The 15,149-nt window shown below is 57.0% G+C and carries 13 protein-coding genes; 10 read left to right on the plus strand and 3 right to left on the minus strand.

Going from position 1 to position 15,149, the window contains the following annotated elements:
- The first annotated feature begins 10 nt into the window (after window positions 1–10).
- The 3 genes from odhB to sucD all read left to right on the plus strand — a co-directional run bounded on the left by odhB (window position 11) and on the right by sucD (window position 3,394).
- A complete protein-coding gene (gene odhB, locus Q0753_RS10920) occupies window positions 11–1,240 on the plus strand; it encodes a 2-oxoglutarate dehydrogenase complex dihydrolipoyllysine-residue succinyltransferase (protein ID WP_298720522.1) in 1,230 nt (409 codons plus the stop codon).
- A gap of 110 nt (window positions 1,241–1,350) precedes the next feature.
- Window positions 1,351–2,517: an ADP-forming succinate--CoA ligase subunit beta gene (gene sucC, locus Q0753_RS10925; protein WP_298720525.1), complete on the plus strand. Its 1,167-nt coding sequence runs from the start codon at window positions 1,351–1,353 to the stop codon at window positions 2,515–2,517.
- Between the two features lie 4 nt (window positions 2,518–2,521).
- On the plus strand, window positions 2,522–3,394 hold the full coding sequence (gene sucD / locus Q0753_RS10930; protein WP_298720527.1) for a succinate--CoA ligase subunit alpha: 873 nt from the start codon (window positions 2,522–2,524) through the stop codon (window positions 3,392–3,394).
- Between the two features lie 98 nt (window positions 3,395–3,492).
- Here sucD and Q0753_RS10935 read toward each other — a convergent pair whose 3' ends face one another.
- Window positions 3,493–3,987, minus strand: a complete 495-nt coding sequence (locus Q0753_RS10935) for an aminoacyl-tRNA deacylase (RefSeq protein ID WP_298720531.1) — start codon at window positions 3,985–3,987, stop codon at window positions 3,493–3,495.
- A gap of 203 nt (window positions 3,988–4,190) precedes the next feature.
- Here Q0753_RS10935 and Q0753_RS10940 point away from each other — a divergent pair, with 203 nt between their 5' ends.
- Window positions 4,191–5,855 carry a methyl-accepting chemotaxis protein gene (locus tag Q0753_RS10940; RefSeq protein ID WP_298720534.1) on the plus strand — a complete coding sequence of 555 codons (1,665 nt, stop codon included), beginning with the start codon at window positions 4,191–4,193 and terminating at the stop codon, window positions 5,853–5,855.
- A 62-nt stretch (window positions 5,856–5,917) separates the two neighbouring features.
- On the opposite strand, the gene xseA is transcribed toward Q0753_RS10940, so the two are convergent.
- Window positions 5,918–7,261 (minus strand): exodeoxyribonuclease VII large subunit, encoded by a 1,344-nt coding sequence (gene xseA, locus Q0753_RS10945; protein ID WP_298720538.1) that lies wholly within the window; start codon window positions 7,259–7,261, stop codon window positions 5,918–5,920.
- 168 nt (window positions 7,262–7,429) lie between these two features.
- Between xseA and guaB the strand changes: the two genes are divergently transcribed.
- The 3 genes from guaB to Q0753_RS10960 all read left to right on the plus strand — a co-directional run bounded on the left by guaB (window position 7,430) and on the right by Q0753_RS10960 (window position 11,186).
- On the plus strand, window positions 7,430–8,893 hold the full coding sequence (guaB, locus tag Q0753_RS10950) for an IMP dehydrogenase (protein ID WP_298720541.1): 1,464 nt from the start codon (window positions 7,430–7,432) through the stop codon (window positions 8,891–8,893).
- Between the two features lie 92 nt (window positions 8,894–8,985).
- Window positions 8,986–10,563: a glutamine-hydrolyzing GMP synthase gene (gene guaA, locus Q0753_RS10955; protein WP_298720544.1), complete on the plus strand. Its 1,578-nt coding sequence runs from the start codon at window positions 8,986–8,988 to the stop codon at window positions 10,561–10,563.
- A 170-nt stretch (window positions 10,564–10,733) separates the two neighbouring features.
- Entirely contained in the window at window positions 10,734–11,186 is a 453-nt protein-coding gene (locus Q0753_RS10960) for a DUF302 domain-containing protein (protein WP_298720547.1), read from the plus strand.
- A gap of 722 nt (window positions 11,187–11,908) precedes the next feature.
- Here the strand turns inward: Q0753_RS10960 and Q0753_RS10965 are convergent.
- Window positions 11,909–14,278, minus strand: a complete 2,370-nt coding sequence (locus Q0753_RS10965) for a fatty acid cis/trans isomerase (RefSeq protein WP_298720551.1) — start codon at window positions 14,276–14,278, stop codon at window positions 11,909–11,911.
- Window positions 14,279–14,350: 72 nt separating this feature from the next.
- Between Q0753_RS10965 and Q0753_RS10970 the strand changes: the two genes are divergently transcribed.
- The 3 genes from Q0753_RS10970 to Q0753_RS10980 are packed head-to-tail and all read left to right on the plus strand — an operon-like array spanning window position 14,351 to window position 15,138.
- Window positions 14,351–14,614, plus strand: a complete 264-nt coding sequence (locus Q0753_RS10970; protein WP_298720555.1) for a DUF1496 domain-containing protein — start codon at window positions 14,351–14,353, stop codon at window positions 14,612–14,614.
- A gap of 12 nt (window positions 14,615–14,626) precedes the next feature.
- A complete protein-coding gene (locus tag Q0753_RS10975) occupies window positions 14,627–14,785 on the plus strand; it encodes a YqaE/Pmp3 family membrane protein (RefSeq protein ID WP_104487697.1) in 159 nt (52 codons plus the stop codon).
- A complete protein-coding gene (locus tag Q0753_RS10980) occupies window positions 14,782–15,138 on the plus strand; it encodes a DUF4112 domain-containing protein (protein WP_298720568.1) in 357 nt (118 codons plus the stop codon). Before Q0753_RS10975 ends, Q0753_RS10980 begins: the two co-directional genes overlap by 4 nt.
- Window positions 15,139–15,149 lie beyond the last annotated feature (11 nt).

A 15,149-nucleotide genomic window follows, 5' to 3' on the forward strand; every position in this document is an offset into this window, starting at 1 on the left:
GGACATATTGATGACCATCGAAATCAAGGTTCCCGACTTACCCGAGTCCGTCGCCGATGCCACTATCGCCACCTGGCACAAACAGCCGGGTGACCGGGTTGAACGCGACGAAGTGATCGTCGACATCGAAACCGACAAGGTGGTACTGGAAGTACCGGCGCCCGAAGCCGGTATTCTGGAAGCCATTATCGAAGACGCCGGTGCCACCGTGCTGGGCCAGCAGTTGATTGGCCAGCTCAAGCAGGGCGCCGTGGCCGGCGAAGCGACCAAAGAAAAGGCCGCTTCTTCTGCCAATGGTGAAGCCAAAGAAGACGCCAAGACCGACAGCAAAGCCGACGCCAAGTCCGACGATGACAGCCTGAGCCCGGCGGTTCGCCGCCTGGTGGCCGAACACGGCATCGACGTGGCCAAGCTGTCCGGCTCCGGCAAGGGTGGTCGCATCACCAAGGAAGATGTGGAAGCCTTCATCAAGGGCGGCAACAAGCCGGCGGCCGCACCTGCTGCAGCCAAGGCAGAGACCCCGGTCGTGCCGCTGGGCGAGCGTACCGAAAAACGGGTGCCCATGACCCGTCTGCGCAAGCGCGTTGCCGAGCGTCTGCTCGAAGCCAAGAACACCACCGCCATGCTGACCACCTTCAACGAGGTCAACATGGGTCCGATCATGAGCCTGCGCAAGCAGTATCAGGAAGTGTTCGAGAAGCGTCATGGCATTCGTCTGGGCTTCATGTCTTTCTATGTGAAAGCCGTGGTCGAGTCGCTCAAGCGCTTCCCGGAAGTGAACGCTTCCATCGACGGTGATGATATCGTCTATCACAACTACTTCGACGTCAGCATCGCCGTTTCTACCCCGCGTGGCCTGGTCACGCCGGTACTGCGCGACTGTGATCGTCTGAGCCTGGCCGATATCGAAAAGAGCATCAAGGAACTGGCCATCAAGGGTCGTGACGGCAAGCTGACCGTGGACGACATGACCGGCGGTAACTTCACCATTACCAACGGTGGTGTGTTCGGCTCCCTGATGTCTACGCCGATCATCAACCCGCCGCAGAGCGCCATTCTGGGTATGCACAAAATCCAGGATCGCCCCATGGCCGTGAACGGCAAGGTAGAAATACAGCCGATGATGTACCTGGCGCTGTCTTACGATCACCGTCTCATCGACGGTCGCGAGTCGGTCAGCTTCCTGGTTTCCATCAAGGAACTGCTGGAAGATCCGACCCGCCTGCTGCTGGACGTATAAACCAATAACAAGAGGTTGGGCTGCGGCCCGGCCTTTTTTATACCCTGCGACAACATAAAAACGGAAATTAAAAAATACTCTGAATCCCTACACAACAACGGAAACACAACATGAATTTGCATGAATATCAGGCAAAAAAATTGTTTGCTGAATACGGTTTGCCCGTGTCGGAAGGCTATGCATGTGACAATCCACAGGAAGCAGTGGAAGCTGCCAGCAAGATCGGCGGTAGTATGTGGGTGGTTAAATGTCAGGTTCACGCCGGAGGCCGCGGTAAGGCCGGTGGCGTCAAGCTGGCTAAAACCAAAGACGAGATAAGAGAATTCGCCGAACACTGGCTGGGCAAGAACCTGGTAACCTATCAGACCGATGCCAATGGTCAGCCGGTTGCCAAGATTCTGGTTGAGTCCTGCACCGATATCGACAAAGAGTTGTATCTGGGTGCGGTGGTCGACCGGGGTACCCGCCGTGTTGTCTTTATGGCATCTACCGAAGGTGGTGTGGAAATCGAGAAGGTGGCCGAAGAGACCCCCGAACTGATCCACAAAGCCGCCATCGATCCCCTGGTGGGCCCGCAGGCTTATCAAGGCCGTGAACTGGCATTCAAACTGGGGCTGAAAGGCGACCAGATCAAACAGTTCACCAAAATTTTCCTTGGTCTGGGACAGATGTTCCTGGACTACGATTTTGCCCTGCTGGAAATCAACCCGCTGGTGATCACCACCGAGGGTAACCTGCATTGCCTGGACGGCAAGATCAACATCGACTCCAACGCCATGTACCGTCAGCCCAAGCTGCGCGATATGCACGATCCCTCACAGGACGATGCCCGCGAAGCCTATGCCGCCAAGTGGGAGCTGAACTACGTGGCACTCGACGGTAACATCGGCTGCATGGTCAATGGTGCCGGTCTGGCCATGGGTACCATGGACATCGTTAACCTGCACGGCGGTTCACCCGCCAACTTCCTGGACGTAGGCGGTGGCGCCACCAAGGAGCGGGTAACCGAAGCATTCAAGATTATTCTCTCCGACAGCAATGTGAAAGCGGTGCTGGTCAATATCTTCGGTGGCATCGTTCGTTGTGACATGATTGCCGAAGGCATTATCGGTGCGGTGAAGGAAGTGGGCGTTAAAGTCCCGGTGGTGGTGCGTCTGGAAGGCAACAATGCCGAAGCCGGTACCGCGAAACTGGCCGAGTCCGGTCTCAACATCATCGCCGCCACCAGCCTGACCGACGCAGCCGTTCAGGTCGTTAACGCCGCACAGGGGAAATAACAGCATGAGCATTCTGATCAACAAAGACACCAAGGTCATTTGTCAGGGTTTCACCGGTGGCCAGGGTACCTTTCATTCCGAACAGGCCATTGAATACGGCACTCAAATGGTGGGTGGCGTATCTCCCGGCAAGGGGGGCACTACCCATCTGGGCCTGCCGGTGTTCAATACAGTGCGTGAAGCGGTTGAAGTGACCGGTGCCACCGCCACCGTGATTTATGTGCCGGCGGCATTCTGTAAAGACGCGATTCTGGAAGCGATTGACGCGGGCATCGAGCTTATCGTGACCATTACCGAAGGCATTCCTACTCTGGACATGCTGGACGTGAAAGTGAAGCTGGAACAAACCGGCGTGCGCATGATAGGCCCCAACTGCCCCGGCGTGATCACCCCGGACGAGTGCAAAATCGGCATCATGCCCGGCCATATCCACAAGAAAGGCAAGGTGGGCATCGTGTCCCGCTCCGGTACCCTGACCTACGAAGCGGTCAAGCAGACCACCGACGAAGGCTTTGGCCAGTCCAGCTGTATCGGTATTGGTGGCGACCCGATTCCGGGCTCCAACTTCATCGATATTCTGGCGTTGTTCGAGAAGGATCCGGAAACCGAGGCCATCGTGATGATCGGTGAAATCGGCGGCACCGCCGAAGAAGAAGCGGCTGCCTATATCAAGGAGCACGTCACCAAGCCGGTGGTCTCTTACATCGCCGGCGTGACCGCCCCTCCGGGCAAGCGCATGGGCCATGCGGGTGCCATCATCTCCGGTGGCAAGGGCACCGCAGACGAGAAGTTTGCCGCCCTGCAGGACGCCGGTGTTAAAACCGTGCGTTCACTGGCCGACATCGGCAAGGCACTGCGTGAAGTGACCGGCTGGTAAAGCCGTAAGCGATAAGCTTTAAGCTGGAAGAAAGAAAAAAGGAGCCGAAAGGCTCCTTTTTTTTATTTTTTGTTACCCCTCACCCCTCACGTTTCGAGTCACATCCGCTCAACCCGGCTCCAGGGATCGGGTTTGATGCTGAACTGGCCGTGTTGCCAGTGGCTGGCCAGACGGCGGAAGTCGTCGCCTTTCATGTGGATCAGATCCCGGTGATCGCCGCTTTCCATATAGACATCGGCCATATGGAGCACTTCATCATCCACCAGCGTGTCCAGCGAGTAGGCTTCACCCAGCGCAGGAATGGCGCCCGGATCGCAGTCATCGAACCACTTCCCGAGGCGGTACTCCGGTGTCAGTTGTACTTCATGGTGAATCAGGTAATTCAGGCGCTGCAGGTCGACCTTGTCGGCGGCAGGCAGTACCGCCATGATCGACTTACCGTCATCCTGCTCCAGAATCACCGCCTTGGCCATCTGGGCCAGCGGAACATGGCTGGCGATGGCGCTTTGAGTCGCACCTTCGGCATAGACATGGCGCACCTTTTCATAGGGAATATGGTGTTGATCCAGATACTGTTTCAGTCTTGTTGACATACCCATAGCTACCTCCCGAAGGCAAGGCCATGTCGGCCGCCTTCTCTAGCTGCCTCTTCAGTATAGTTCGCCCGTTAAAACCTGATTCTGAAATACCTCATATGAAGCCTTGATTCAGATCAAGTATCGCGATGATAGATATTTTTTAAGCAGCCAATTCTCGTAGAATGATTTTCTATAGAGTCAAATGAGATGCTAACGGAATGCGTAACCTTTCTTTAAACTGGAAGATATTTCTGCCGCTGCTGGTGATATTCGCCCTGGTATTTGCCTTGTGTTTTACCGTGTCCACCAAGCTGCAGCGAACGCTGGCTCTGCATCTGGCTGAAGAAAAAATAGAAACCACCGCCAACCTGTATATGGATCAGCTTAATGTGTTGATGGTGAACGGCGTGATTCATCAGCGCCAGCTGGTACAGACCAAGGTGCTGGAAGAGGTGGGCATCGAGCAGGCCAGGGTGATTCGTGCGCCGGCGGTGACCAGGCTGTTTGGCCCCGGCGCGCCGGATCAGGGCATTGAGGACGAGCTGGATCGTCGGGCCATCGAGCAGGGCGAGACGGTGCTCGATTTGCATCTGGACGATGAAATTCCAAGCCTGACGCTGGTCAAGCCTTACAAGGCCTACCAGGAGTATCGCGGCACTTCCTGTCTGCAGTGTCATCAGGTAGACGAAGGCACCGTGATGGGCGCGGTGCGCATCAGTTACGATCTGAGCGATACCTTCGCCCAAATCCACGACAACAACCTGCGCCTGGGCGGCGCCTTGCTGCTGGTCTTCGCCCTGGCCTGCCTGCTGTTGTGGCTGATCCAGAACCATTACCTGAAGCGTCCCATCCTCAATATCAGCAGCCGTTTGCAACAGCTGGCGAAAGATCGCGATTTGACTACGCGGCTGGTGCCGCTGGGCAAAGACGAACTGGGTGGGCTGGTCGGTGCCATCAACGGACTGCTGGCCAGTTTTCAGGGCAGCCTGAAGGAAGTGCAGCAGGTCACCGGGCGGATTTACCGGGAGGCGGATCAGATCCAGCTGGGGGCGCAGCAGACCGATGCCTCGGTGAAGGCGCAGGACGGTGAAACCGCGCTGATTGCCACCGCCGTGAATGAAATGGAGGCCTCGGCCCGGGAAGTGCGGGAAAATGCCCGTCTTACCGCCGAAACCTCGGAGCAGAGTCATGTCTTTGCACTGAGTGCCAGCGATCAGGCCCAGGTGGCGGTGGCCGGTATTCAGGACTTGAGCGGTGAGATTGAACGCATCGATCAGGTCATTCGTACCCTGGACGGCCGTTGTGATCAGGTTGGCAAGGTGCTGGACATGATCAAGGGCATTGCCGAGCAGACCAACTTGCTGGCATTGAATGCGGCCATTGAGGCGGCACGGGCCGGTGAGGCCGGGCGCGGCTTTGCGGTGGTGGCAGACGAGGTACGTACCCTGTCGCTGCGTACGCAACATTCGGCAGAAGAAATCACCGGCATGATTCGGTTGCTGCAAAGTGAGGCGAAAGACGCGGTGCAGGCCATCGAAAAGGCCGAAGGGCAGGCGGTGAGCAGTGTCGCCAGCACCCAGGCGGCCATGGACTCGTTGCAGGCCATTATCGAGCAGGTGGCCCGCATCAACGAGCTGAATTCACTGGTCTCGACCTCGGCCGACGAGCAGAGTGCGGTCTGTGCCGAGGTGAGTTACAACATTACCCGGGTAAGGGACTCGTCGGGCGAGACATTGCAGCAGTCTCATTTCGCCGCCACCGCCAGTTTGCAGTTGGTGGCCGAGTGCAAGGTACTGGAGCAGATGATTGCCCACTATCGCTTGCAGGAGGAGGCGATAGCGGATGAGGCACTGCCGGACGGGGCGCTGCTACCGAGCAGATAAACAGAAAAAGGGCGCTCAGGCGCCCTTTTTCGTGGAGTACGTATCGTAGGCGTTACTTTGCTTCAAGCTTCGCGGCTTTCCAGCACCTGGCTCATTACCTCACCGTTGGCCAGTCGAGTGCGTATGGTGTCTCCTGGCTGAAGTTGGCCGGCATCGGTGATCACCCGTGCGTCTTGCTGGGTGATGCTGTAACCGCGAGCCAACGTGGCCAGCGGGCTGATGGCATTGAGGCGTGAGCCAGCCAGAGCCAGCCGGTGGCTGCTATGCTCGAGGCGGGTTTTCATCAGGCTGTGCAGGCGCAGCTGCAGGCCGTTGAGCAGTGCCTGACGGCTCTGTAGCCGTTGGGCCGGATGCTGGTGTTGCCAACGCAGCAGTACATTGCTCAGGCGCTGTTGTGTTTGTTCCAGCCGCCGGCTCATGGCCCGTTGCAGGCGCAGTTGCAACTGATCCAGCCGCTGAGCCTGTTGTTGCAGCCGTTGATGAGGATGCTGGCGACCCAGGCGGGCCTCCAGTCGTTCCAGCCGGCGCTTGCCCTGCAGCAGGTAGCGCTGTTGGGCCTGCTGCAGCCGTTGCTGCCACTGCTGGTACTGTTGCAGCTGGGCGCCGGCGTCCCGGCTGATCAGCTCGGCGGCAGCGGACGGGGTAGGGGCACGCAGATCGGCCACCAGATCGCTCAGGGTGATATCCACCTCGTGACCCACGGCGCTGACCACCGGCAAGGCAGATGCGGCGATGGCGCGTATCAGCCGCTCGTCGTTGAAACACCACAAGTCTTCCAGCGAGCCGCCCCCCCGGGCCAGAATCAACAGCTCGGTTTCGGCACGGCGGTTGGCAGTGGCCAAAGCCGAGACCAGCTGCATGGCGGCGGGCTCGCCCTGTACCTGACTGGGGTAGAGAACCACCTGCAAATGGGGTGCCCGGCGGGCCAACACGGTCAGAATATCGTGCAATGCCGCCCCGGTAGGGGAGCTGATGATGCCGATGCGGGTCGGATGCTCGGGCAGCGGGCGCTTGCGTGCACTGTCGAACAGGCCTTCATCGCCCAGGCTGCGTTTGAGTGCCTCGAATTGCTGCTTGAGCAGGCCTTCACCGGCGGGGGCCATGGTTTGTGCCACCAGTTGGTAATCGCCTCGCGGCTCGTAAAGCGTGACTTTGCCGAAGATAAGTACCTGATCGCCGTTTTTAGGCTTGAATGCGACGCTGCGATTGTTGCCGCGAAACATGGCGCAGCGCAGCTGGGACTGATTGTCTTTTAGCGAAAAATACCAGTGACCCGAGCCCGGAGTGGCGAGGTTGGATATTTCGCCGCTCAGGGCCACCGCGCCCATTTCGCCTTCCAGCAGCAGGCGTGCATGGCGATTCAGGCGGGTGACCGTGTAAATTTCTGTTGATTTATCCTGATGCAAAATGGCCCCTGATAAGTGTCTTTATATTAAAGTAAGCGGCTTTAACGGCTATTTTGCGCTTAATTTGCCAAAATCACAAAAATCGCTTTACCCAAGGGGGACACATGCCTAAAATTCATCGGCAATATTTTTACCGATTTAACCCCCCAACTGATGGTGAATATTGCGATGCTTAGGATTGCCCAAGACGCCCTGACCTTTGATGATGTACTGCTGGTCCCAGCTCACTCCACCGTATTGCCCAACACCGCGGATCTTCGTACCCGCCTGACAAAAGACATTCACCTCAACATTCCCATTGTTTCTGCCGCCATGGATACCGTGACCGAAGCCGACCTCGCTATTGCGCTCGCTCAGGAAGGGGGAATTGGCTTTATTCACAAAAACATGTCGATTGAAGCCCAGGCTGCTCAGGTACGCAAGGTCAAGAAATTCGAAAGCGGCGTGGTGTCCGACCCGGTCACCGTTCGTCCCGACATGACCATTGCCGAGGTACGTGAACAGACCCTGCTGAACGGGTTTGCCGGTTACCCGGTAGTGACTGCCGAAGGTGAGTTGGTCGGCATTATCACCGGCCGCGATGTTCGCTTTGTGCAGGACATGAGCAAGCTGGTTAACGAGGTGATGACCGATAAGTCGCGCCTGGTGACCGTCAATGCCGGCGCGTCCCGCGATCAGGTTGAAGCCCTGATGCAGCAGCACCGCATCGAAAAAGTGCTGGTGGTGGGTGCCAAAGGCCAGCTGACCGGCATGATCAGCGCCAAGGATTTCCAGAAAGCCGAAAGCAAGCCCAACGCCTGTAAAGACGAACGTGGCCGCCTGCGCGTGGGGGCCGCCGTAGGTGCCGCTCCGGGCAACGAAGAGCGTATTCAGGCGCTGGTTGATGCGGGCCTCGATGTCTTGCTGATCGACTCTTCTCACGGTCATTCCGAAGGCGTGTTGCAGCGTATTCGTGAAACCCGCGCCGCCTTCCCCGATCTGCCGATCATCGGCGGCAACGTCGCCACCGCCGCCGGCGCCCTGGCCCTGGCCGAAGCCGGCGTGAGCGCGGTCAAGGTGGGTATCGGCCCAGGCTCCATCTGTACTACTCGCATCGTGACCGGTTGCGGTGTACCGCAAATCAGTGCCGTGGCCAATGCGGTTGAAGCATTGAAGGCGCTGGATATTCCGGTGATTGCCGATGGTGGCATTCGCTTCTCGGGCGACATCGCCAAGGCACTGGCCGCCGGTGCCAACTGCGTGATGATGGGCTCCATGTTTGCCGGTACCGAAGAGTCGCCGGGCGAAATCGAACTGTTCCAGGGCCGCTCGTTCAAGTCTTATCGCGGCATGGGCTCCCTGGGCGCCATGAGCAAGGGCTCAAGCGACCGTTACTTCCAGAGTGACAACGCCGCCGACAAGATGGTGCCGGAAGGCATCGAAGGTCGGGTGCCCTACAAGGGCATGCTCAAGGCGATTATCCATCAGCAGATGGGCGGCCTGCGCAGTGCCATGGGCCTGACCGGCAGCGCCACCATTGATGACCTGCGCACCAAGGCAGAATTTGTTAAGATATCCGGCGCGGGCATCCAGGAATCACACGTACACGATGTGACCATTACCAAGGAAGCGCCCAACTACCGGTTGGGTTGATCCCGACACGCAGTAAACGGGGGGCTGGTTCCCCCGTTTTTCTATTGCCGTCTGGCCCCCCACAGGCGGTCTTTGTAACGAGTAGGAAGACGATGACCAAAAATATTCATGATAACCGGATCCTGATCCTGGATTTCGGCTCTCAGTACACTCAGCTGATTGCCCGCCGGGTTCGGGAGCTGGGCGTATATTGCGAGCTGTGGGCCTGGGATGTGACCGAAGCCCAGATCCGCGAGTTCAATCCGAATGGCATTATCTTGTCTGGGGGACCCGAGTCGGTCACCGAAGCCGGTAGCCCACGGGCACCGGAATACGTATTTAACGCCGGCGTACCGGTGTTCGGCATTTGCTACGGCATGCAGACCATGGCCCAGCAGCTGGGTGGCTCCGTTGCTGGCTCTACCGAGCGCGAATTCGGTTATGCGCAGGTTCAGCGGGTGACCGACTGTGCCCTGTTCGCCAATATCGAAGACGCAATAGACGCCAATGGCAACGCCCTGCTGGACGTATGGATGAGCCATGGCGACAAGGTTGTGGCGCTGCCCGAAGGTTTCCATAAAGTTGCCCAGACCGGCAGCTGTCCCTTCGCGGCCATGGCCGACGAGAACCGCCATTTCTATGGCGTGCAGTTCCACCCGGAAGTGACCCACACCCGCCAGGGTGCGCGCATGCTGGAGCACTTCATTCGCACCATCTGCGGCTGTGAAGCGCTGTGGACCCCGGCCACCATCATCGACGATGCGGTTGCCCGTATTCGCGAGCAGGTAGGCAGCGACAAGGTACTGCTGGGCCTGTCTGGCGGTGTTGATTCTTCCGTGACCGCCATGCTGCTGCACCAGGCCATTGGTTCACAACTGACCTGCGTATTTGTGGATAACGGCCTGCTGCGTTTGAACGAAGCCGAGCAGGTCATGGAGATGTTTGGCGATCACTTCGGGCTGAACATTGTTCATGTGAATGCCGAGCACCGCTTCCTGGAAGCGATGGCCGGCGAAAACGATCCGGAAGCCAAGCGCAAGATCATCGGTCGCGTATTTATCGAAGTGTTCGATGAAGAAGCGAGCAAGATCAAGGACGTGAAATGGCTGGCTCAGGGCACCATCTATCCGGACGTGATTGAGTCTGCCGGCTCCGCTACCGGCAAGGCCCATGTGATCAAGTCGCACCACAACGTGGGCGGCCTGCCGGACGACATGGAAATGAAGCTGGTTGAACCGCTGAAAGAGCTGTTCAAGGATGAAGTGCGTCGGGTTGGCCTGGAACTGGGTCTGCCTTACGACATGCTTTATCGTCATCCGTTCCCGGGGCCGGGCCTGGGCGTACGTGTGCTGGGCGAAGTGAAGAAGGAATATTGCGACCTGCTGCGCCGGGCCGATGCCATCTTCATTGAAGAACTGCACAATCACGACCTGTACAACAAGGTCAGCCAGGCATTTACCGTGTTCCTGCCGGTACGTTCGGTCGGTGTCATGGGCGATGCCCGCAAGTACGACTGGGTTGTTTCGCTGCGTGCGGTAGAAACCATCGACTTCATGACTGCTCACTGGGCGCACCTGCCTTATGACTTCCTGGGGCATGTGTCCAACCGTATCATCAACGAAATCGACGGCATTTCCCGCGTGGTTTACGATATATCCGGCAAGCCGCCGGCGACCATCGAGTGGGAATAAGCTGCTAGGTATCTGGCGTAAAGCACGATGAAAAAAGGGGCGCTTGCGCCCCTTTTTGTTTGCCTGCGTGTTGGCTAGAATCAGTTCACATCTACTTCTTTTCGGCCTGTTAACATTTGTTTTGCCCGGTGCTGCCGCCAGGAGTGGTTCGATTTATTAAGGAAGCCATCATGAGAACATCAATTTTTAGTCTGATTTTTGCGGTTGCTATTTCTGCCTCGGCACAGACGGCGGATGGCATGATGAATATCGAAAGTACGTTTACCGTGAAGGACACGGCTGATCGAATGGAAAGCATCCTGAAAGAGAATGGGATGACGGTATTCAATCGAATAGATCACGCACAGGGTGCCGATAAGGTCGGCGTCGAGCTGCGAGATACCGAGCTACTTCTGTTCGGTAACCCCAGGGTAGGCAGCCCGTTGATGCAGTGCCGGCAAAGTGTGGCTATCGACCTGCCGCAAAAAGCCCTGATCTGGCAAGACGAAGCAAACAGGGTCTGGATATCCTATAACGAGCCGGGGTATTTAGCGAAAAGACACGATATTATCGGCTGCGAAGAGGTGATATCGAAAATAGAAAAGGCACTGGCCGGCATGGCAACAAAGGCCGCAAAAGAATAAGGCTTTGTCTTATCGATGGTTTTACCGACAGTTTTTATCTGTCGCCAAAAGGCGGACGTCGATAAAAAGGGCGCCGAGAGGCGCCCAACCGGATCGTGCTTGCTATCCATACTACTGTACTTTACTACGTCGGCTCGCAGACACTGGCTCCTGTGCCTGCAAACCGGTTGGCTTTTCGGCCTACGTCGGGATTATTCCTGGTTCTTGCGCTTGTCGCGCTTCTCCTGACGCTTTTCTTTCAGGGATTTTTCCGCTTTCTTTTTTACCTTTTCCTTACTCATGATCAGGCTCCTTGATGACGGGCCGCCGGAAAAGTGCCGCTTTCTTTGTCTCGCCGGCCTGTAAAATCGACGTTGTCACAAGCTCAAGTTGAATAGACTCAAGCTACGCCCATTTAAGAGGGCCACGGCAGATTGAATACTTCAAGGCTGCATCTCCTGTGCTGTACGGGTCAGGCAATACCGAATAAAGAGGGGGCAGGCCGCGATTGTCGGCCGCAGTATTCAAGCCGGATGCTAAAAACAGCATCCGGCTTAAACCGGGCAGAAGGGGGCAGGGCTCGGAAAATTGATCTGATACTTATACATAAAACCCTCTGTCAGTAGCGCAGTTATGTAAGTAGTAACGGTAAGCAGTAAAATCCCAAGTAACTAAAAAATATATAAAAATCAGTATCAATACCCTAGCCCAAGCTTTTGGGGAAAGCAACGCCCGGTCGAAACTTATAAATTGAAATAGCGATTCATGTCCAGTATCCCGGCTTCCAGCGGTGAGGTTTGCTGCAGGTAGCGGTGCATGTCGTGAAAGTAGAACCAGAACCGTGGGTGGGCGCGCCGAATGCCAAACCGGTCTGCCAGGGGATGGATGTCTTCGGCGCGTTTCATGGTGATCAGGGCCGTGACAAATTCGGGCAGCTCCTCCTGCTTTACGTTGAAGATGAAGTTGGGATAACTGCCGACCACACCGGGCAGTATCGTCAGGGTATCGTTTTCCGGCCGCAGGCGCAGATTTTCCCCCAGCATGAAGGCGACGTTAGTGTGGTCCCGGTTATGAATCAGGCTATAGATTTGCCGCTGATCGCCGCTTTCGATGCGTAGCAGAGTGACTTCCGGCAACCATTGAATGGCGGGCAGCCTGGCGGCGGTAACGCCGGTGAGGCGTTTTAACTGGTACTCGATGTCCTGCTGTCGGCCGTTGACTGTACTTGGCTCGTCCGGCTTGACACAGTCTGGTTGCTGGCAGCGATTGAGGCTATCGACGGGGCCGGCGACTGGAGTCAGCGCAGTGAGCACCTGTTGACCAAAGTCGGCCAGTGGCTGCCGGGGGGTCACCTCGATGCGACTGGGAGTCTGTTCGTCCACATCCGCATAGCTGGTGAACAGCTTGATGCGGCCACTGTTGTCATACCAGCGATGCAGCAGCGGGTTTCGCTGCTTGCTCGGTAAAAAGCGCAACAGGTTGGCCTCGGCACCGTTGCGGATAAGATCGAAATACAGCCGGGTCTGCGCCTGATGCGACACGTTGCCATAGACGTTGAAATTGGCGACCAGTGCGTAGTAGGTGCGCTCCAACAGTGGGTAATCCATCACCCACATGGTGGAGGGGGTGTCTCCCTGCCAGCCGGTGACCACACTGGCACTGTTGTGGTGACGAAATACGGTGAGCAGGGCGTCCCGATTCTTGTCATCGCCATTCCATATATGCGCGAGGTCGGGGCCTTGGGGATAGTGCCGGGCGTAAGTCTGCTGGCGGGTGGTTTGATAGTTGTTACGGGCATCGCGATGGGCAATCCAGTCTGCGCCCAGGCTCAACAGATTGGCGTTCAGCCCGGGCAGGGTCAACCATTCTTTGACGCGGGTTCGATAGCTGGCGTCGGTCACAAAGAGATCGTATTCGGGCTCCTGAAAGGCCACCCAGAACTGATCCCGAATCACATCGGTGGCAATTTGCCCACGACAGACGGGTCCTCGAATAAAGGAGCGCACGAAGTATTGCGCATCATCCAGCAAATATTGATAGCGCGAGCGTGCGGGTATGGCGGCATAGGTAAAAAAGGGATTGGCCGCCTGGTCCGGGCCGTAACCGGGCATGGTTTTGACGGTCCATTTGGGCTCCAGAAAAAGCTGCTCCAGTCGCTTCATCTTGTCGTTATTGAGTGGATAGATGATATGGGTTTTGTGTATGCGGCTTTCCAGTCGTGGCCGTAACCGATAGTAAAAGGTGCCCTGCGGGTCGTCCGTTGGCCTGGTGGTGGCAATCACCTCTATGGGCTGGCCTGCGGGAGTACGGGAGCGTACCAGTTCGAAAAAGGTGTGCTGGCCGTCTTTGCCGGCATCACTGAAATAAAGATGAGCCAGAAACCAGTGCTCATAAAGATAACGGGCGACCAGTTGGTGACGAGGGCTGTTACGATTCAGCCAGGTCTCCCATTGAGTGACGGCCTGCTGCAGCTCGGCAGACAAGGCCGGTTGTTGTTCGGGTACGGGGGCACCTTGTGCCAGCCAGGTGGCTATGGTCCGGTATTCTCTATCGGTAAGACCGGTCACGGCAAAAGGCATACCGGCCTGCGGGTGCTGGCGGGCGAAGCTACCGAATTCGTCGGCCTTGCTGCACTGATTGGCGCGGGTAATGGCAATATCCAGCTGTTCCGGCAATCGCTCGTTGTTACTCCAGTCGGACTGTTGACCCAGTGCCAGCATGCGCAGCATCAATGCCGCCTCGCCATTCCGGTTATCAATCACACTGAAAAAGCCTCGTTGGCGCCAGGCCGGCTCGCCCATGGCGTCGGTGTACAGTCGGTTGGGCTCGGCATTTTTGGTGCGGGTGCCGTCGTATACCCGCTGTTTGCTGGCACCGCGTTTTACGCCTTCGTGACTAGTGAGCTTGAGCTGGCAGGGAGCGTCGTAGCAGGCATGGCAGGCGACGCATTTCTGTTCGAAAATGGGCTTGATATCGCGCCGGTAATCGAGCACCTGGTTGCGGCTATCTGACCGCTCCGGGGTCACTGCGGGTGCCGAGTAGGACGGCTTCATCATCGGCAAAAAGGTGGCGAGTATCACCAGTGCCAGCAGTAACCGGGATCCTTGTCTCATGACTAAACCTTGTTTTAGGTATCTGATAGGGTGGTACCATGTGGCTATCTTCGGGTAAAGAGGAAATGCATTATGATGAAAATACCTGGCTGGGCTTTGCTTGTCTTATCGACTTCGCTGTCGGCCAATACCATCAGCACCCGGCCACCGGTGGAGCTGAATATTGCCTCGAGCCTGGAGCCGGTATGTTTTTATGCGGATCAGCGTTATTCGAGAGGGTCGGTGATTGAAATGGGCAAACAGTTGTTTGTTTGCGAGCGGGAGCAGTCATTCGAGCAGAATGGTCGCCTGAGCTGGCACCCGTTTCCGCTGGCGCCGGAACACAAGCCCCAATAAAAGGAGCCAATCATGGATTTTATTCGCATCATCATCGCCATTCTGTTGCCGCCGCTGGGGGTGTTTTTGCAGGTCGGCATCGGTAAACACTTCTGGATCAACATTCTGCTGACCCTGCTGGGCTATATTCCCGGCATCGTACATGCGGTGTGGGTCATTGCCAAAAAATGAGTGATGATTCCACAGATCATGAAGCCACTACCCGGCGGTTGGAACGATTGTCCTGGCTGCTGGACAGTGCCGTTCGGCTGCCCGGTGGCTTCAGGGTGGGGGTCGACGGCATTATCGGGTTGGTACCGGGTATCGGCGATCTGGTCGGCGCCGGCCTGTCGTCTTACATCATACTGGAGGCGGCGCGCATGAAGCTGCCCGCCGGGGTACTGGCCCGTATGGGGCTGAATGTGTTGCTGGAGCTGGGCATCGGCATCATCCCCATCTTCGGCGATCTGTTCGATTTTGCCTTCAAGGCCAACCGACGCAACGTACGTTTGATGACGGATTACCTTCGGCACAAGCGCAACTAACGAGTTGGATG

The sequence above is a fragment of the uncultured Oceanisphaera sp. genome (assembly GCF_947495715.1).
GTDB lineage: Bacteria > Pseudomonadota > Gammaproteobacteria > Enterobacterales > Aeromonadaceae > Oceanimonas > Oceanimonas sediminis.

What these genes read in the sequence shown, in the direction of transcription:
- odhB (WP_298720522.1), top strand. Translation starts at nt 11, where the DNA reads ATGACCATCGAAATCAAGGTTCCCGACTTACCCGAGTCCGTCGCCGAT.
- sucC (WP_298720525.1), top strand. Translation starts at nt 1,351, where the DNA reads ATGAATTTGCATGAATATCAGGCAAAAAAATTGTTTGCTGAATACGGT.
- sucD (WP_298720527.1), top strand. Translation starts at nt 2,522, where the DNA reads ATGAGCATTCTGATCAACAAAGACACCAAGGTCATTTGTCAGGGTTTC.
- Q0753_RS10935 (WP_298720531.1), bottom strand. Translation starts at nt 3,987, where the DNA reads ATGTCAACAAGACTGAAACAGTATCTGGATCAACACCATATTCCCTAT.
- Q0753_RS10940 (WP_298720534.1), top strand. Translation starts at nt 4,191, where the DNA reads ATGCGTAACCTTTCTTTAAACTGGAAGATATTTCTGCCGCTGCTGGTG.
- guaB (WP_298720541.1), top strand. Translation starts at nt 7,430, where the DNA reads ATGCTTAGGATTGCCCAAGACGCCCTGACCTTTGATGATGTACTGCTG.
- guaA (WP_298720544.1), top strand. Translation starts at nt 8,986, where the DNA reads ATGACCAAAAATATTCATGATAACCGGATCCTGATCCTGGATTTCGGC.
- Q0753_RS10960 (WP_298720547.1), top strand. Translation starts at nt 10,734, where the DNA reads ATGAGAACATCAATTTTTAGTCTGATTTTTGCGGTTGCTATTTCTGCC.
- Q0753_RS10965 (WP_298720551.1), bottom strand. Translation starts at nt 14,278, where the DNA reads ATGAGACAAGGATCCCGGTTACTGCTGGCACTGGTGATACTCGCCACC.
- Q0753_RS10970 (WP_298720555.1), top strand. Translation starts at nt 14,351, where the DNA reads ATGATGAAAATACCTGGCTGGGCTTTGCTTGTCTTATCGACTTCGCTG.
- Q0753_RS10975 (WP_104487697.1), top strand. Translation starts at nt 14,627, where the DNA reads ATGGATTTTATTCGCATCATCATCGCCATTCTGTTGCCGCCGCTGGGG.
- Q0753_RS10980 (WP_298720568.1), top strand. Translation starts at nt 14,782, where the DNA reads ATGAGTGATGATTCCACAGATCATGAAGCCACTACCCGGCGGTTGGAA.